Genomic DNA, 16,717 nt, shown 5'->3' on the forward strand with positions numbered 1-16,717 from the left:
TGATAGAAACAGAAGCCACTGGAGCACCTCAAAAACACCATCATACACTAAATCAGTAAGTTGGCAGCATCACCCATAATTTTTATTACATAAATTTAACTAGAAGACGTCACGCAATCTATTGTAAACATTGAATGTTTATCTTTTCATGATATCAACTTGCGATCCTGATGTGTTAATAAAAAACCTCAAGTTCTCACTTACAGAAACTTTTGTGTTATTTCACCTAATCTTTAGGATTAATCCTTTTTTCGTGAGTAATCTTATCGCCAGTTTGGTCTGGTCAGGAAATAGTTATACATCATGACCCGGACTCCAAATTCAAAAATGAAATTAGGAGAAGAGCATGAGTTCTGCCAAGAAGATCGGGCTATTTGCCTGTACCGGTGTTGTTGCCGGTAATATGATGGGGAGCGGTATTGCATTATTACCTGCGAACCTAGCAAGTATCGGTGGTATTGCTATCTGGGGTTGGATTATCTCTATTATTGGTGCAATGTCGCTGGCGTATGTATATGCCCGACTGGCAACAAAAAACCCGCAACAAGGTGGCCCAATTGCTTATGCCGGAGAAATTTCTCCTGCATTTGGTTTTCAGACAGGTGTTCTTTATTACCATGCTAACTGGATTGGTAACCTGGCGATTGGTATTACCGCTGTATCTTATCTTTCCACCTTCTTCCCAGTATTAAATGATCCTGTTCCGGCGGGTATCGCCTGTATTGCTATCGTCTGGGTATTTACCTTTGTAAATATGCTCGGCGGTACCTGGGTAAGCCGTTTAACCACTATTGGTCTGGTGCTGGTTCTTATTCCTGTGGTGATGACTGCTATTGTTGGCTGGCATTGGTTTGATGCGGCAACTTATGCAGCTAACTGGAATACTGCGGATACCACTGATGGTCATGCGATCATTAAAAGTATTCTGCTCTGCCTGTGGGCCTTCGTGGGTGTTGAATCCGCAGCTGTAAGTACTGGTATGGTTAAAAACCCGAAACGTACCGTTCCGCTGGCAACCATGCTGGGTACTGGTTTAGCAGGTATTGTTTACATCGCTGCGACTCAGGTGCTTTCCGGTATGTATCCGTCTTCTGTAATGGCGGCCTCCGGTGCTCCGTTTGCAATCAGTGCTTCAACTATCCTCGGTAACTGGGCTGCGCCGCTGGTTTCTGCATTCACCGCCTTTGCGTGCCTGACTTCTCTGGGCTCCTGGATGATGTTGGTAGGCCAGGCAGGTGTACGTGCCGCTAACGACGGTAACTTCCCGAAAGTTTATGGTGAAGTCGACAGCAACGGTATTCCGAAAAAAGGTCTGCTGCTGGCTGCAGTGAAAATGACTGCCCTGATGATCCTCATCACTCTGATGAACTCTGCCGGTGGTAAAGCATCTGACCTGTTCGGTGAACTGACCGGTATCGCAGTACTGCTGACTATGCTGCCGTACTTCTACTCTTGCGTTGACCTGATTCGTTTTGAAGGCGTTAACATCCGCAACTTTGTCAGCCTGATCTGCTCTGTACTGGGTTGCGTGTTCTGCTTCATCGCGCTGATGGGCGCAAGCTCCTTCGAGCTGGCAGGTACCTTCATCGTCAGCCTGATTATCCTGATGTTCTACGCTCGCAAAATGCACGAGCGCCAGAGCCACTCAATGGATAACCACACCGCGTCTAACGCACATTAATTAAAAGTATTTTCCGAGGCTCCTCCTTTCATTTTGTCCCATGTGTTGGGAGGGGCCTTTTTTACCTGGAGATATGACTATGAACGTTATTGCAATATTGAATCACATGGGGGTTTATTTTAAAGAAGAACCCATCCGTGAACTTCATCGCGCGCTTGAACGTCTGAACTTCCAGATTGTTTACCCGAACGACCGTGACGACTTATTAAAACTGATCGAAAACAATGCGCGTCTGTGCGGCGTTATTTTTGACTGGGATAAATATAATCTCGAGCTGTGCGAAGAAATTAGCAAAATGAACGAGAACCTGCCGTTGTACGCGTTCGCTAATACGTATTCCACTCTCGATGTAAGCCTGAATGACCTGCGTTTACAGATTAGCTTCTTTGAATATGCGCTGGGTGCTGCTGAAGATATTGCTAACAAGATCAAGCAGACCACTGACGAATATATCAACACTATTCTGCCTCCGCTGACTAAAGCACTGTTTAAATATGTTCGTGAAGGTAAATATACTTTCTGTACTCCTGGTCACATGGGCGGTACTGCATTCCAGAAAAGCCCGGTAGGTAGCCTGTTCTATGATTTCTTTGGTCCGAATACCATGAAATCTGATATTTCCATTTCAGTATCTGAACTGGGTTCTCTGCTGGATCACAGTGGTCCACACAAAGAAGCAGAACAGTATATCGCTCGCGTCTTTAACGCAGACCGCAGCTACATGGTGACCAACGGTACTTCCACTGCGAACAAAATTGTTGGTATGTACTCTGCTCCGGCAGGCAGCACCATTCTGATTGACCGTAACTGCCACAAATCGCTGACCCACCTGATGATGATGAGCGATGTTACGCCAATCTATTTCCGCCCGACCCGTAACGCTTACGGTATTCTTGGTGGTATCCCACAGAGTGAATTCCAGCACGCTACCATTGCTAAGCGCGTGAAAGAAACACCAAACGCAACCTGGCCGGTACATGCTGTAATTACCAACTCTACCTATGATGGTCTGCTGTACAACACCGACTTCATCAAGAAAACACTGGATGTGAAATCCATCCACTTTGACTCCGCGTGGGTGCCTTACACCAACTTCTCACCGATTTACGAAGGTAAATGCGGTATGAGCGGTGGCCGTGTAGAAGGGAAAGTGATTTACGAAACCCAGTCCACTCACAAACTGCTGGCGGCGTTCTCTCAGGCTTCCATGATCCACGTTAAAGGTGACGTAAACGAAGAAACCTTTAACGAAGCCTACATGATGCACACCACCACTTCTCCGCACTACGGTATCGTGGCGTCCACTGAAACCGCTGCGGCGATGATGAAAGGCAATGCAGGTAAGCGTCTGATCAACGGTTCCATTGAACGTGCGATCAAATTCCGTAAAGAGATCAAACGTCTGAGAACGGAATCTGATGGCTGGTTCTTTGATGTTTGGCAGCCGGATCATATCGATACGACTGAATGCTGGCCGCTGCGTTCTGACAGCACCTGGCACGGCTTCAAAAACATCGATAACGAGCACATGTATCTTGACCCGATCAAAGTCACCCTGCTGACTCCGGGGATGGAAAAAGACGGCACCATGAGCGACTTTGGTATTCCGGCCAGCATCGTGGCGAAATACCTCGACGAACATGGCATCGTTGTTGAGAAAACCGGTCCGTATAACCTGCTGTTCCTGTTCAGCATTGGTATCGATAAGACCAAAGCACTGAGCCTGCTGCGTGCTCTGACTGACTTCAAACGTGCGTTCGACCTGAACCTGCGTGTGAAAAACATGCTGCCGTCTCTGTATCGTGAAGATCCTGAATTCTATGAAAACATGCGTATTCAGGAACTGGCTCAGAATATCCACAAACTGATTGTTCACCACAATCTGCCGGATCTGATGTATCGCGCATTTGAAGTGCTGCCGACGATGGTAATGACTCCGTATGCTGCGTTCCAGAAAGAGCTGCACGGTATGACCGAAGAAGTTTACCTCGACGAAATGGTAGGTCGTATTAACGCCAATATGATCCTTCCATATCCGCCGGGAGTTCCTCTGGTAATGCCGGGTGAAATGATCACCGAAGAAAGCCGTCCGGTTCTGGAGTTCCTGCAGATGCTGTGTGAAATCGGCGCTCACTATCCGGGCTTTGAAACCGATATTCACGGTGCATACCGTCAGGCTGATGGCCGCTATACCGTTAAGGTATTGAAAGAAGAAAGCAAAAAATAATTAGCTCGTACAAGGGAAGTGGCTTGCCACTTCCCTTTTTTGCTCATAAGGAGAACACATGAAAACACCCTCACAGCCGCGCGCGATATACTATATCGTGGCGATCCAAATCTGGGAGTACTTCAGTTTTTACGGCATGCGTGCCTTACTCATTCTCTATCTCACCCATCAGCTTGGTTTTGATGATAACCATGCCATCAGCCTGTTCAGCGCATATGCTTCTCTGGTTTACGTTACCCCTATTCTCGGCGGCTGGCTTGCCGACCGCCTGCTCGGCAACCGCACTGCAGTGATTGCCGGCGCGCTGTTAATGACCCTTGGCCATGTGGTGCTGGGCATTGATACAAATTCAACCTTTAGCCTGTATCTGGCGCTGGCAATCATTATTTGTGGCTACGGTTTATTCAAATCAAACATCAGCTGTTTGCTTGGCGAGCTCTACGACGAGAACGATCATCGACGTGATGGCGGTTTTTCGCTGTTGTATGCTGCGGGCAATATCGGTTCTATCGCCGCCCCAATCGCCTGCGGCCTGGCTGCTCAGTGGTATGGATGGCATGTTGGCTTTGCCCTTGCGGGTGGCGGCATGTTTATCGGTTTGTTGATTTTCTTAAGCGGTCATCGTCATTTCCAGTCCACGCGTAGTATGGATAAAAAAGCGCTCACTAGCGTCAAATTTGCCTTACCGGTATGGAGCTGGTTAGTGGTGATGCTCTGTTTAGCCCCAGTATTTTTTACCCTGCTGCTGGAGAACGACTGGTCCGGATATTTGCTGGCGATCGTTTGCCTCATTGCCGCACAAATCATTGCCCGCATGATGATCAAATTCCCCGAACACCGCCGTGCTCTTTGGCAAATTGTATTGTTGATGTTTGTCGGGACATTGTTCTGGGTACTGGCACAACAGGGCGGCAGTACCATCAGCTTGTTTATCGATCGCTTTGTGAATCGTCAGGCATTCAATATTGAAGTACCTACAGCACTATTCCAGTCGGTGAATGCAATTGCGGTGATGCTCGCTGGGGTTGTTCTGGCCTGGCTGGCGTCGCCAGAAAGCCACGGCAACTCAACATTGCGCGTCTGGCTGAAGTTTGCCTTTGGCTTACTGCTGATGGCTTGTGGCTTTATGTTGCTGGCATTTGATGCCCGACATGCAGCAGCTGACGGTCAAGCGTCAATGGGCGTGATGGTATCCGGGCTGGCGCTAATGGGCTTTGCCGAACTCTTTATTGACCCGGTGGCGATTGCGCAAATCACGCGTCTGAAAATGTCTGGTGTATTAACCGGGATTTATATGCTGGCAACAGGCGCGGTCGCCAACTGGCTGGCAGGCGTAGTGGCACAGCAGACGACAGAGTCGCAAATTAGCGGTATGGCAATTGCAGCTTACCAGCGATTCTTTTCTCAGATGGGAGAGTGGACGTTGGCTTGTGTCGCGATCATCGTGGTATTGGCCTTTGCTGCCCGTTTTCTGTTTAGCACGCCGACGAATATGATACAGGAGAGCAACGATTAACTGTCGTAAAAACAATTAGTTATGAATAAATTAACTTTAAGTTTATAACACTAGCAAATCGATATTAATAAGTCATTTAAACCATTTTGATGGTTATTTATTAGTGATATCAACTTGAGGTAAGCGTTAGTTTCGATAAGATAAACTGAGTTACTAATAGTCGAGGCAGATAATACAGTGTACCGATCTGTCTCTTTATCTACGCTAAATTGAAAGCTGGATTTAGAGGAACCAAAATGTCTGAACAAGAAACACGGGGAGCCAATGAGGCTATTGATTTTAACGATGAACTGAGAAATCGCCGCGAAAAACTGGCGGCACTACGTCAGCAAGGTGTGGCGTTTCCCAATGATTTTCGCCGCGACCATACCTCTGACCAGTTGCACGAAGAGTTTGATGCGAAGAATAACCAGGAACTGGAATCCTTAAACATTGAAGTCTCGGTTGCTGGCCGAATGATGACCCGTCGTATCATGGGGAAAGCCTCCTTTGTAACGTTGCAGGATGTCGGTGGCCGTATTCAACTGTACGTCGCACGAGATAGCCTGCCAGAAGGTGTTTATAACGATCAGTTTAAAAAATGGGATCTGGGTGACATTATCGGTGCCCGCGGTACGCTGTTTAAGACGCAAACGGGTGAGCTTTCCATTCACTGTACTGAGTTGCGCCTGCTGACTAAAGCACTACGTCCTTTACCAGATAAATTCCATGGTCTGCAGGATCAGGAAGTCCGTTATCGTCAACGTTATCTGGACCTCATCGCTAACGATAAATCCCGTCAAACGTTTGTTGTCCGTTCAAAAATTCTGGCCGCTATCCGTCAGTTCATGGTCGCGCGCGGCTTTATGGAAGTAGAAACCCCGATGATGCAGGTAATTCCAGGTGGGGCATCTGCTCGCCCGTTTATTACCCATCATAATGCTCTGGATTTAGATATGTATCTGCGTATCGCGCCGGAGCTGTATCTGAAACGTCTGGTTGTAGGCGGTTTTGAACGGGTATTCGAAATTAACCGTAACTTCCGTAATGAAGGTATTTCTGTTCGCCATAATCCTGAGTTCACAATGATGGAACTCTACATGGCGTATGCGGATTACCACGATTTGATTGAACTGACAGAGTCACTGTTCCGCACCCTGGCACAAGAGGTTCTGGGTACCACTAAAGTCACTTATGGCGAGCATGTGTTTGATTTCGGCAAACCGTTTGAAAAACTCACCATGCGCGAAGCAATCAAAAAATATCGTCCAGAAACCGATATGGCCGACCTGGATAATTTTGATGCTGCTAAAGCATTAGCTGAATCTATCGGTATTACGGTAGAGAAAAGCTGGGGGCTGGGACGTATTGTCACGGAGATCTTTGATGAAGTGGCAGAAGCACATCTGATTCAGCCAACCTTTATTACGGAATATCCGGCAGAAGTGTCACCGCTGGCACGCCGTAATGATGTTAACCCGGAAATCACCGACCGTTTTGAATTCTTCATCGGTGGTCGTGAAATCGGTAATGGTTTTAGCGAATTAAACGACGCAGAAGATCAGGCTGAACGTTTCCAGGAACAGGTTAATGCTAAAGCTGCAGGTGACGACGAAGCCATGTTCTATGACGAAGATTACGTGACTGCGCTGGAATATGGTCTGCCGCCAACCGCTGGTCTGGGTATTGGTATCGACCGAATGATTATGCTGTTCACAAACAGTCATACTATTCGCGACGTTATTCTCTTCCCGGCGATGCGCCCACAGAAATAAATTTCACTTTAATGAACGAAGCAGTCAGGCGACTGCTTCGTTCGTCGTTCCGCAAATCCAGTTTTGAGGAGAGACGCTTCGTTTCACGATAACCAGCGGGTCCACTCAACTACAGCTCCTAAAAGAGAGAAAAAAGTAATGCCACAGGCAGACTCATTGGCCAGGTTATTCCGACCAGGAATGCACTAAGTAAACGAATATGTGTTTTCTCATGTGAGATAAACCAGATAATGACAAAGGATATGTTCACACCAATCACATAAAAAATTAATATTTTAGAGAATAGTGCCATTTTTTATGTTCTTCTTATCCTTCCTGGCTACTTGTAAAACTGACGGAAATAGTCATCAACTGTCATAATGTTGAGGTCAAAATCAATATCCGGTAAGTCTAAGCATTTAAGCCTGATTAAATCTTCGATTTCACTTGCGGCTAACGATGTCGTTATTGCGAAGGAATTTTCATTCAATTGTCGTGGTATCCCATATTCATCAGCCACGATAGAAGAGAAATTCATATCATACATCAATGATCTTAACCTTAAGAACACTGAGGAATAAGATGATGGATAATCAAAAGAAACAACATAAGTATTAAACTTGTTTTTACCTTCCATAATATGACTCCTATCAATATTGAACGCTTTGGGGACGCAAAACTTATTAACCCCGATTGATGATTCTCATATAGGAGATATTCTTTTTTTTGCTCAGTAAAGGGGATGACTTGGGACAAAAAAACGCTCTCTCTGCCCATTCTTTGTGCATCCCCCTACCCTTCAGATGCTCTCCTGCATCACTCCGCGGAGAGCATGAAAAATATCGTGGCTCTGTACTCTTCCATCAACTGCGAATATCATCATACTCCCGCGTTTTATCAAATTCGTGTTTCGCAAATGGGCATAGTGGGATAATTTTTCGTTTTTCCCGACGCATTTTTTCCACGACTTTCGCAACTAGCTGTTTACCGATCCCTTGCCCTTTCAGGCTTTCATCGACATCGGTATGTTCGATAATCGCTAAATTCTCTCCGGTCGGCACAAAGACAATTTCAGCGATTTGCTTGTCCTGTTCATCATTAATGTAAAATTTATTGTGGCCTTCGCGTATTTCCATTTTACCCTCGCTTATTTATGACGGTATTTCAGCGCACCACTCGGGCACGTATCAATCACTTTAACCACAGTGGCAACGTCGACTTCATCCGGCATGATCCACGGCTTTCGTTTGAGATTAAATAACTTGCCGTTGCCACGTACGCAATTACCAGAATGCTGACATATCGCAGTGTTGAAATAGACATCGATCTTTTCGCCGGTATAACAGCGATAACCCCCGTCCAGTAGCGCCTGATCCATGACCTTCCCTCTCTCATCAGTATGGTTTTCACTATAAGCATAGCCCTGGAATCTTCATACAGCACTGGCAGTTTCCGTTGTCAGAGTCTCTTCCCCTATATAGCCAATCATTCTTACTCCCTTTGAATTACCCGCCTCATCAGAGATAATGCTTAAGAAATTTGTCACACAAGGAAGCTGATGAGACATTCATTGCCCTACCGCATGTTACGCAAACGTCCGATGAAATTGAGTACCACAGTGATCTTAATGGTCAGCGCGGTACTATTCTCGGTGCTATTGGTGGTGCATCTGATTTACTTCTCGCAAATCAGTGATATGACGCGAGACGGGCTAGCCAACAAGGCACTGGCAGTGGCGCGTACTCTCGCCGACTCGCCGGAAATCCGTCAGGGCTTGCAGAAAAAACCGCAGGAGAGCGGTATCCAGGCCATCGCGGAAGCCGTGCGCAAACGCAACGATCTGCTGTTTATTGTCGTTACCGATATGCAAAGTCTTCGCTACTCGCATCCTGAAGCCCAGCGTATTGGTCAGCCATTTAAAGGTGATGACATCCTTAAAGCGCTGAATGGCGAAGAAAATGTCGCTATCAATCGCGGTTTTCTGGCGCAGGCTTTACGCGTATTTACCCCCATCTACGATGAAAATCATAAACAAATTGGCGTGGTGGCGATCGGCCTTGAGTTAAGCCGCGTGACCCAACAGATCAATGACAGTCGCTGGAGCATTATCTGGTCAGTATTATTTGGCATGCTGGTCGGACTGATTGGCACCTGCATTCTGGTTAAAGTACTGAAAAAAATCCTTTTCGGCCTGGAACCCTACGAAATCTCCACGCTGTTTGAGCAACGCCAGGCCATGTTGCAGTCTATCAAAGAAGGCGTCGTTGCCGTGGACGATCGCGGCGAGGTCACGCTGATCAACGATGCCGCACAAGAATTGCTGAATTACCGTAAGTCGCAGGACGATGAGAAACTGTCGACGCTAAGCCACTCGTGGTCACAGGTGGTAGATGTCTCGGAAGTGTTACGCGACGGTACCCCGCGCCGCGACGAAGAGATTACGATTAAAGATCGGCTATTACTGATCAACACCGTTCCGGTGCGCAGTAATGGCGTTATCATCGGTGCCATTTCAACCTTCAGGGACAAAACTGAAGTACGTAAACTGATGCAGCGACTCGATGGTCTGGTCAACTATGCTGACGCACTTCGTGAACGATCCCACGAATTTATGAATAAATTGCATGTGATTCTCGGATTATTGCATCTGAAGAGTTATAAGCAGTTGGAAGATTACATTCTCAAAACAGCCAATAACTATCAGGAAGAGATTGGCTCTCTGCTGGGTAAGATCAAATCTCCGGTTATCGCTGGTTTTTTAATCAGCAAGATTAACCGCGCGACCGATTTAGGCCATACGCTGATTTTAAACAGTGAAAGCCAGCTGCCAGACAGCGGCAGTGAGGACCAGGTCGCGACGCTGATTACCACATTGGGAAATCTGATAGAAAACGCGCTGGAAGCATTAGGGCCGGAACCCGGTGGCGAAATTAGCGTAACATTGCACTACCGTCACGGCTGGCTGCACTGCGAAGTTAACGATGATGGACCGGGGATCGCACCCGACAAAATCGATCACATTTTTGACAAAGGTGTCTCGACAAAAGGAAGCGAGCGAGGCGTCGGTTTAGCACTTGTCAAACAACAGGTAGAAAATCTCGGCGGCAGCATCGCCGTGGAATCGGAACCCGGGATTTTCACACAATTTTTTGTCCAGATACCCTGGGACGGGGAGAGGTCGAACAGATGATCAATGTATTAATTATCGATGACGACGCAATGGTCGCGGAGCTGAATCGCCGATACGTAGCACAAATCCCAGGCTTTCAATGCTGTGGAACAGCCTCGACGCTGGAGAAAGCCAAAGAGATTATCTTCAATAGCGATACGCCTATCGACCTGATATTGCTCGATATCTATATGCAAAAAGAGAACGGGCTCGATTTACTGCCTGTCCTGCATAACGCGCGTTGCAAAAGTGATGTGATTGTCATCTCCTCCGCAGCCGATGCGGCAACCATTAAAGATTCGCTGCATTACGGTGTCGTGGATTACCTGATCAAACCCTTCCAGGCTTCCCGCTTTGAAGAGGCGCTCACCGGCTGGCGGCAAAAGAAAATGGCGCTGGAAAAACATCAGTATTATGACCAGGCCGAGCTTGATCAGCTAATCCACGGCAGCAGCTCCAACGAGCAGGATCCTCGTCGCTTGCCAAAAGGCTTAACGCCGCAGACGTTACGCACACTGTGCCAGTGGATTGACGCGCATCAGGACTATGAGTTTTCAACCGACGAGCTAGCCAACGAGGTTAACATTTCGCGTGTTTCCTGCCGTAAATACCTCATCTGGCTGGTCAACTGCCACATCTTGTTCACCAGTATCCATTATGGCGTCACGGGGCGTCCAGTTTACCGTTACCGTATTCAGGCAGAACACTACTCACTACTGAAACAATATTGCCAATAACGGATCGCTGGTTATCTGTAAGTAATAATTATTACCGTAATGCAAAATACCCCTGGCACAAGTTACATCCTTCATCAGTAAAACTTGTGCCAGATCAAATATAATTATCCCTCCATCATCGCTAAAAATTAATATCTCTTCAGGTGAACGGTGTTTTTAATTTCAAAACGCTAACAAAAGTTAATTAACTATTATGTCACCCGCATTGTGTGTATTTTTACCCACAAATGGGTAGATCAGATTAATCTATAAACCTAATGATATCTGCCCTGAGAACAAAAAATAGACCGATAAATATCAATAAGATAACAGCAAACAAAACATTAACATCTGCGCAGTACAAACTTTAAACCCATCGCCAGAGAGTTTTTCTCTCTGAAAAAGCCGCTTATCACAGTGCATAAATTTGCCGCTGCTTTAATCAGCCAATATTCACTGTGAGGTATTTGCTAAAGCCGGTAACGACCAAACGGATATTTAGTCAGGCTCTGAAAACAGTTCATACAAAACAGAACGTGACTGTGATCTATTCAGCAAAAATTTAAATAGGATTATCGCGAGGGTTCACACATGTTATTTACTATCCAACTTATCATAATACTGATATGTCTGTTTTATGGTGCCAGAAAGGGTGGTATCGCGCTGGGTTTATTAGGCGGTATCGGTCTGGTCATTCTGGTCTTCGTCTTCCACCTTCAGCCAGGTAAACCACCGGTTGATGTCATGCTGGTTATCATTGCGGTGGTGGCGGCATCGGCGACCTTGCAAGCTTCGGGCGGTCTTGATGTCATGCTGCAAATTGCCGAGAAGCTGCTGCGCCGCAACCCGAAATATGTCTCAATTGTCGCGCCGTTTGTGACCTGTACACTGACCATTCTTTGCGGTACGGGTCATGTGGTTTACACCATTCTGCCGATCATCTACGACGTCGCCATTAAGAACAACATCCGTCCGGAACGTCCGATGGCGGCAAGTTCTATCGGTGCACAGATGGGGATTATCGCCAGTCCGGTGTCGGTTGCGGTCGTGTCTCTGGTTGCAATGCTGGGTAATGTCACCTTTGATGGTCGCCATCTTGAGTTCCTCGACCTGCTGGCAATCACCATTCCATCGACGTTAATCGGTATCCTGGCGATCGGTATCTTCAGCTGGTTCCGCGGTAAAGATCTGGATAAAGACGAAGAGTTCCAGAAATTCATCTCCGTACCGGAAAACCGTGAGTATGTTTACGGTGATACCGCGACGCTGCTCGATAAAAAACTGCCGAAAAGCAACTGGCTGGCAATGTGGATTTTCCTCGGGGCAATCGCTGTAGTCGCACTTCTTGGTGCTGATTCGGACCTGCGTCCATCCTTCGGCGGCAAACCGCTGTCGATGGTACTGGTTATTCAGATGTTTATGCTGCTGACCGGGGCGCTGATTATTATCCTGACCAAAACCAATCCCGCGTCTATCTCAAAAAACGAAGTCTTCCGTTCCGGTATGATCGCCATCGTGGCGGTGTACGGTATCGCATGGATGGCAGAAACCATGTTCGGTGCGCATATGTCTGAAATTCAGGGCGTACTGGGTGAAATGGTGAAAGAGTATCCGTGGGCCTATGCCATTGTTCTGCTGCTGGTTTCCAAGTTTGTAAACTCTCAGGCTGCGGCGCTGGCGGCGATTGTTCCGGTCGCGCTGGCAATCGGCGTTGATCCGGCATACATCGTGGCTTCAGCACCGGCTTGCTACGGTTATTACATCCTGCCGACTTATCCGAGCGATCTGGCAGCGATTCAGTTTGACCGTTCCGGCACCACCCACATCGGTCGCTTCGTCATCAACCACAGCTTTATTCTGCCGGGGTTGATTGGTGTGAGCGTATCGTGCGTCTTCGGCTGGATCTTCGCCGCGATGTACGGGTTCTTATAAATGCACTTTGCGTGCCGCCCGTGACTACGCGGCACGCCATTTTCGAATAACAAATACAGAGTTACAGGCTGGAAGCTATGTCAAACAAACCCTTTATCTACCAGGCACCTTTCCCGATGGGGAAAGACAATACCGAATACTATCTACTCACTTCCAATTACATTAGCGTTGCCGACTTCAACGGCGAAACCATCCTGAAAGTGGAACCAGAAGCCCTGACCCTGCTGGCGCAGCAAGCCTTTCACGACGCTTCTTTCATGCTCCGTCCGGCACACCAGAAACAGGTTGCGGCTATTCTTCACGATCCAGAAGCCAGCGAAAACGACAAGTACGTGGCGCTGCAATTCTTAAGAAACTCCGAAATCGCCGCCAAAGGCGTGCTGCCGACCTGCCAGGATACCGGCACCGCAATCATCGTCGGTAAAAAAGGTCAGCGCGTGTGGACCGGCGGCGGTGATGAAGAAGCGCTGTCGAAAGGCGTCTATAACACCTATATCGAAGATAACCTGCGCTATTCACAAAACGCGGCGCTGGACATGTACAAAGAGGTCAACACCGGTACTAACCTGCCTGCGCAAATCGACCTGTACGCGGTAGATGGCGATGAGTACAAATTCCTTTGCGTTGCGAAAGGCGGCGGCTCTGCCAACAAAACGTATCTCTACCAGGAAACCAAAGCCCTGCTGACTCCCGGCAAACTGAAAAACTTCCTCGTCGAGAAAATGCGTACCCTCGGTACTGCAGCCTGCCCGCCGTACCATATCGCGTTTGTGATTGGCGGTACGTCTGCGGAAACCAACCTGAAAACCGTCAAGTTAGCAAGCGCTCACTATTACGATGAACTGCCGACGGAAGGGAACGAACATGGTCAGGCGTTCCGCGATGTCCAGCTGGAACAGGAACTGCTGGAAGAGGCCCAGAAACTCGGTCTTGGCGCGCAGTTTGGCGGTAAATACTTCGCGCACGACATTCGCGTTATCCGTCTGCCACGTCACGGCGCATCCTGCCCGGTAGGCATGGGCGTCTCCTGCTCCGCTGACCGTAACATTAAAGCGAAAATCAACCGCGAAGGTATCTGGATCGAAAAACTGGAACACAACCCAGGCCAGTACATTCCGGAAGAACTGCGCCAGGCCGGTGAAGGCGAAGCGGTGAAAGTTGACCTTAACCGCCCGATGAAAGAGATCCTCGCCCAGCTTTCGCAATACCCGGTATCCACTCGTTTGTCGCTCACCGGCACCATTATTGTGGGTCGAGATATTGCACACGCCAAGCTGAAAGAGCTGATTGACTCCGGTAAAGAACTTCCGCAGTACATCAAAGATCACCCGATCTACTACGCGGGTCCGGCGAAAACCCCTGCCGGTTATCCATCAGGTTCACTAGGCCCAACCACCGCAGGTCGTATGGACTCCTATGTGGATCTGCTGCAATCCCACGGCGGCAGCATGATCATGCTAGCGAAAGGTAACCGCAGTCAGCAGGTTACCGACGCGTGTCATAAACACGGCGGCTTCTACCTCGGTAGCATCGGCGGTCCGGCGGCGGTACTGGCGCAGCAGAGCATCAAGCATCTGGAATGCGTCGCTTATCCGGAGCTGGGTATGGAAGCTATCTGGAAAATCGAAGTAGAAGATTTCCCGGCGTTTATCCTGGTCGATGACAAAGGTAACGACTTCTTCCAGCAAATCGTCAACAAACAGTGCGCGAACTGCACTAAGTAACCTCTTCGGCCCAGCGCCTGGCAGCATGCTGCCAGGTGATCCCCCTGGGCCACCTCTTTTGCGATTGTAATTTCACGCTTGCTGGTGAATAGTCAGTATTTTCCCTGACTTGCGAACTCACCATGACCCGCACACTCAAGCCGTTAATTCTTAACACCGGCGCACTGGCGCTAACGTTAATCCTGATTTATACCGGCATTTCGGCCCATGACAAACTCACCTGGCTGATGGAAGTGACACCGGTGATTATTGTCATGCCGCTACTCCTTGCCACCGCGAAACGTTATCCGTTAACGCCGCTGCTTTATACGCTCATTTTCTTTCACGCCATCATCCTGATGGTCGGCGGACAATACACCTACGCGAAAGTCCCCGTTGGTTTTGAGGTGCAGGAATGGCTGAAGTTGAGCCGTAATCCGTATGACAAGCTGGGGCATTTTTTCCAGGGGCTGGTACCTGCACTGGTGGCACGTGAGATCCTTGTGCGCGGGATGTACGTTCGCGGACGTAAAATGGTGGCGTTTCTGGTCTGTTGCGTGGCGCTGGCGATAAGCGCGATGTATGAATTAATCGAGTGGTGGGCGGCGCTGGCAATGGGCCAGGGAGCGGATGATTTTCTCGGCACCCAGGGCGACCAGTGGGACACGCAATCCGATATGTTCTGCGCGCTACTTGGCGCATTAACGACGGTGATATTCCTCGCTCGCTTTCATTGCCGCCAGCTACGGCGCTTTGGCTTGATAACCGGATAACAACGTGCACTTTGTTGATGCCGGATGCGGCGTGAATTCCTTATCCGGTCTACAAAATTTGCAAATCCAAAGCATTACATTAAGACGTGGCCTGATAAACATATCGCATCAGGCCATTTTCGTTAGCTATTGTCCACGTCAGGCTTTCACATCACTCACTGCACCGACCGGAATATCAGCATGAACAGGCTCGGGCGGTACTTTGCGATATTTATCCAGCAGATGAATCTGGATCCTGCGCAGCGTGTCGCCATTGAGGCGATAGAAACGGAAGTAGAGAATCAGCGTTACCATGAAAAACAGAGTCGGTAGAGCAATCATAATAAACTGCATACCTAATAGGGCTTGCGTAGACTGTTCAACATTCGGTACATAGCCAATCATCCCTAACACAACCGCAATGAAAAAAGCCGCAAAGGCTGAACCGCCCTTCACCACCATAGTCTGCACGGAGTAAGCGATGCTTTCACAGCGTACGTGCAGTTTATATTCACCGTAATCAACGGTATCTGCCACCATGATGACCTGTAATACCCAGAAAAGCGCCGTTCCCACATTCAGCAAAATACCCGCAATCACAATGAGGACGACGTTGTGATAGCTCATTAATGCCATTAACAGGAGAACACCACAGCTTAACACCGGAAGAATAGATGCTCCGGCCCATAAAATGCGTCGGGATAATGATTTAACTAAGCGTGGGAAGAATACTAACGTCACCAGGTTAGCAGCTCCCGCATACGACAGATAATAGGGGAACAAATCCGCATCACCGATAACATATGAGAAATAATAGATAGCAAAGCCGGTAATAATGTTGCTGGCTACATTATAAGCAAGAGCCATACCCAAGAGGCATGAAAGCTGATCGTTTTTATAAATAAGCGCAACGATGGCTTTAAGTGTCAGATGGCTTCCTTCAGCAGACGGTTGATTGTCTGACGAAAAGACTTCATGCACATTGCGCAGAGTGATGATGGTTGAAACAATAAAAAAGGCGATCAGTACCAGTGTGAACATCTGAAAGCCAAATCCCCGATCGCCACCGCCGACATAATTAACAAATGGTAGCGTCACACCTGCCGTAACAAAGCCCGCCAGACTGGCAAAAAAACGCGGATAAGGAACCAGTTGTTCACGCTCACGTTTATCGAGCGTGATGGTTGGAACCAGCGACCAGAAGGGAATATCTGGATTTGCCCCTATATTTCCAGACATCTGTTATCACTTAACCCATTACAAGCCCGCTGCCGCAGATATTCCCGTG

The 16,717-nt window shown here is 48.1% G+C and carries 13 protein-coding genes and 1 pseudogene; 9 read left to right on the forward strand and 5 right to left on the reverse strand.

The window, feature by feature from the left end:
• Window positions 1-346 precede the first annotated feature (346 nt).
• The 4 genes from cadB to lysS all read left to right on the forward strand — a co-directional run bounded on the left by cadB (window position 347) and on the right by lysS (window position 7,178).
• On the forward strand, window positions 347-1,681 hold the full coding sequence (gene cadB / locus OQV04_RS19635; RefSeq protein WP_000092909.1) for a cadaverine/lysine antiporter: 1,335 nt from the start codon (window positions 347-349) through the stop codon (window positions 1,679-1,681).
• Window positions 1,682-1,760: 79 nt separating this feature from the next.
• On the forward strand, window positions 1,761-3,908 hold the full coding sequence (gene cadA, locus OQV04_RS19640; protein WP_001295383.1) for a lysine decarboxylase CadA: 2,148 nt from the start codon (window positions 1,761-1,763) through the stop codon (window positions 3,906-3,908).
• Window positions 3,909-3,966: 58 nt separating this feature from the next.
• Window positions 3,967-5,424, forward strand: coding sequence for a dipeptide/tripeptide permease DtpC (dtpC, locus tag OQV04_RS19645; RefSeq protein WP_032282027.1), 1,458 nt, complete (start codon window positions 3,967-3,969; stop codon window positions 5,422-5,424).
• Between the two features lie 236 nt (window positions 5,425-5,660).
• Entirely contained in the window at window positions 5,661-7,178 is a 1,518-nt protein-coding gene (gene lysS / locus OQV04_RS19650; protein WP_001295087.1) for a lysine--tRNA ligase, read from the forward strand.
• 118 nt (window positions 7,179-7,296) lie between these two features.
• Here the strand turns inward: lysS and ghoT are convergent, their stop codons facing one another.
• The 4 genes from ghoT to yjdI form a co-directional block, all read right to left on the reverse strand.
• A complete protein-coding gene (gene ghoT, locus OQV04_RS19655) occupies window positions 7,297-7,470 on the reverse strand; it encodes a type V toxin-antitoxin system toxin GhoT (protein ID WP_001173343.1) in 174 nt (57 codons plus the stop codon).
• Window positions 7,471-7,497: 27 nt separating this feature from the next.
• Window positions 7,498-7,794 carry a type V toxin-antitoxin system endoribonuclease antitoxin GhoS gene (gene ghoS / locus OQV04_RS19660; protein WP_000398619.1) on the reverse strand — a complete coding sequence of 99 codons (297 nt, stop codon included), beginning with the start codon at window positions 7,792-7,794 and terminating at the stop codon, window positions 7,498-7,500.
• 226 nt (window positions 7,795-8,020) lie between these two features.
• Entirely contained in the window at window positions 8,021-8,293 is a 273-nt protein-coding gene (locus OQV04_RS19665) for a GNAT family N-acetyltransferase (RefSeq protein WP_206046085.1), read from the reverse strand.
• A gap of 11 nt (window positions 8,294-8,304) precedes the next feature.
• Entirely contained in the window at window positions 8,305-8,535 is a 231-nt protein-coding gene (gene yjdI, locus OQV04_RS19670; RefSeq protein WP_000371704.1) for a 4Fe-4S mono-cluster protein YjdI, read from the reverse strand.
• A gap of 180 nt (window positions 8,536-8,715) precedes the next feature.
• On the opposite strand from yjdI, the gene OQV04_RS19675 reads away from it, so the two are divergent.
• From OQV04_RS19675 to OQV04_RS19695, 5 genes are all read left to right on the forward strand, one after another.
• Complete coding sequence (locus tag OQV04_RS19675) at window positions 8,716-10,347, forward strand: sensor histidine kinase (RefSeq protein WP_001216477.1); 1,632 nt, start codon at window positions 8,716-8,718, stop codon at window positions 10,345-10,347.
• The gene (gene dcuR, locus OQV04_RS19680; protein ID WP_000611288.1) at window positions 10,344-11,063 is read left to right on the forward strand and encodes a two-component system response regulator DcuR; all 720 of its coding nucleotides are present in this window, start codon (window positions 10,344-10,346) and stop codon (window positions 11,061-11,063) included. The genes OQV04_RS19675 and dcuR overlap by 4 nt, the downstream gene beginning before the upstream one ends.
• Window positions 11,064-11,633: 570 nt before the next feature.
• The gene (gene dcuB / locus OQV04_RS19685) at window positions 11,634-12,974 is read left to right on the forward strand and encodes an anaerobic C4-dicarboxylate transporter DcuB (RefSeq protein WP_000899522.1); all 1,341 of its coding nucleotides are present in this window, start codon (window positions 11,634-11,636) and stop codon (window positions 12,972-12,974) included.
• A gap of 77 nt (window positions 12,975-13,051) precedes the next feature.
• Window positions 13,052-14,698 (forward strand): class I fumarate hydratase, encoded by a 1,647-nt coding sequence (gene fumB, locus OQV04_RS19690; RefSeq protein ID WP_032288381.1) that lies wholly within the window; start codon window positions 13,052-13,054, stop codon window positions 14,696-14,698.
• Between the two features lie 122 nt (window positions 14,699-14,820).
• On the forward strand, window positions 14,821-15,450 hold the full coding sequence (locus tag OQV04_RS19695) for a DUF2238 domain-containing protein (RefSeq protein WP_028132351.1): 630 nt from the start codon (window positions 14,821-14,823) through the stop codon (window positions 15,448-15,450).
• 138 nt (window positions 15,451-15,588) lie between these two features.
• On the opposite strand, the pseudogene melB reads toward OQV04_RS19695, so the two are convergent.
• Window positions 15,589-16,641: pseudogene (melB, locus tag OQV04_RS19700) on the reverse strand (melibiose:sodium transporter MelB); the annotation flags it as partial.
• Between the last annotated feature and the right edge of the window lie 76 nt (window positions 16,642-16,717).

Origin of the sequence: Escherichia sp. Lx600-2, from assembly GCF_036662595.1 — a bacterium.
Classification (GTDB): Bacteria; Pseudomonadota; Gammaproteobacteria; order Enterobacterales; family Enterobacteriaceae; genus Escherichia; species Escherichia coli.

What these genes read in the sequence shown, in the direction of transcription:
- cadB (WP_000092909.1), top strand. Translation starts at nt 347, where the DNA reads ATGAGTTCTGCCAAGAAGATCGGGCTATTTGCCTGTACCGGTGTTGTT.
- cadA (WP_001295383.1), top strand. Translation starts at nt 1,761, where the DNA reads ATGAACGTTATTGCAATATTGAATCACATGGGGGTTTATTTTAAAGAA.
- dtpC (WP_032282027.1), top strand. Translation starts at nt 3,967, where the DNA reads ATGAAAACACCCTCACAGCCGCGCGCGATATACTATATCGTGGCGATC.
- lysS (WP_001295087.1), top strand. Translation starts at nt 5,661, where the DNA reads ATGTCTGAACAAGAAACACGGGGAGCCAATGAGGCTATTGATTTTAAC.
- ghoT (WP_001173343.1), bottom strand. Translation starts at nt 7,470, where the DNA reads ATGGCACTATTCTCTAAAATATTAATTTTTTATGTGATTGGTGTGAAC.
- ghoS (WP_000398619.1), bottom strand. Translation starts at nt 7,794, where the DNA reads ATGGAAGGTAAAAACAAGTTTAATACTTATGTTGTTTCTTTTGATTAT.
- OQV04_RS19665 (WP_206046085.1), bottom strand. Translation starts at nt 8,293, where the DNA reads ATGGAAATACGCGAAGGCCACAATAAATTTTACATTAATGATGAACAG.
- yjdI (WP_000371704.1), bottom strand. Translation starts at nt 8,535, where the DNA reads ATGGATCAGGCGCTACTGGACGGGGGTTATCGCTGTTATACCGGCGAA.
- OQV04_RS19675 (WP_001216477.1), top strand. Translation starts at nt 8,716, where the DNA reads ATGAGACATTCATTGCCCTACCGCATGTTACGCAAACGTCCGATGAAA.
- dcuR (WP_000611288.1), top strand. Translation starts at nt 10,344, where the DNA reads ATGATCAATGTATTAATTATCGATGACGACGCAATGGTCGCGGAGCTG.
- dcuB (WP_000899522.1), top strand. Translation starts at nt 11,634, where the DNA reads ATGTTATTTACTATCCAACTTATCATAATACTGATATGTCTGTTTTAT.
- fumB (WP_032288381.1), top strand. Translation starts at nt 13,052, where the DNA reads ATGTCAAACAAACCCTTTATCTACCAGGCACCTTTCCCGATGGGGAAA.
- OQV04_RS19695 (WP_028132351.1), top strand. Translation starts at nt 14,821, where the DNA reads ATGACCCGCACACTCAAGCCGTTAATTCTTAACACCGGCGCACTGGCG.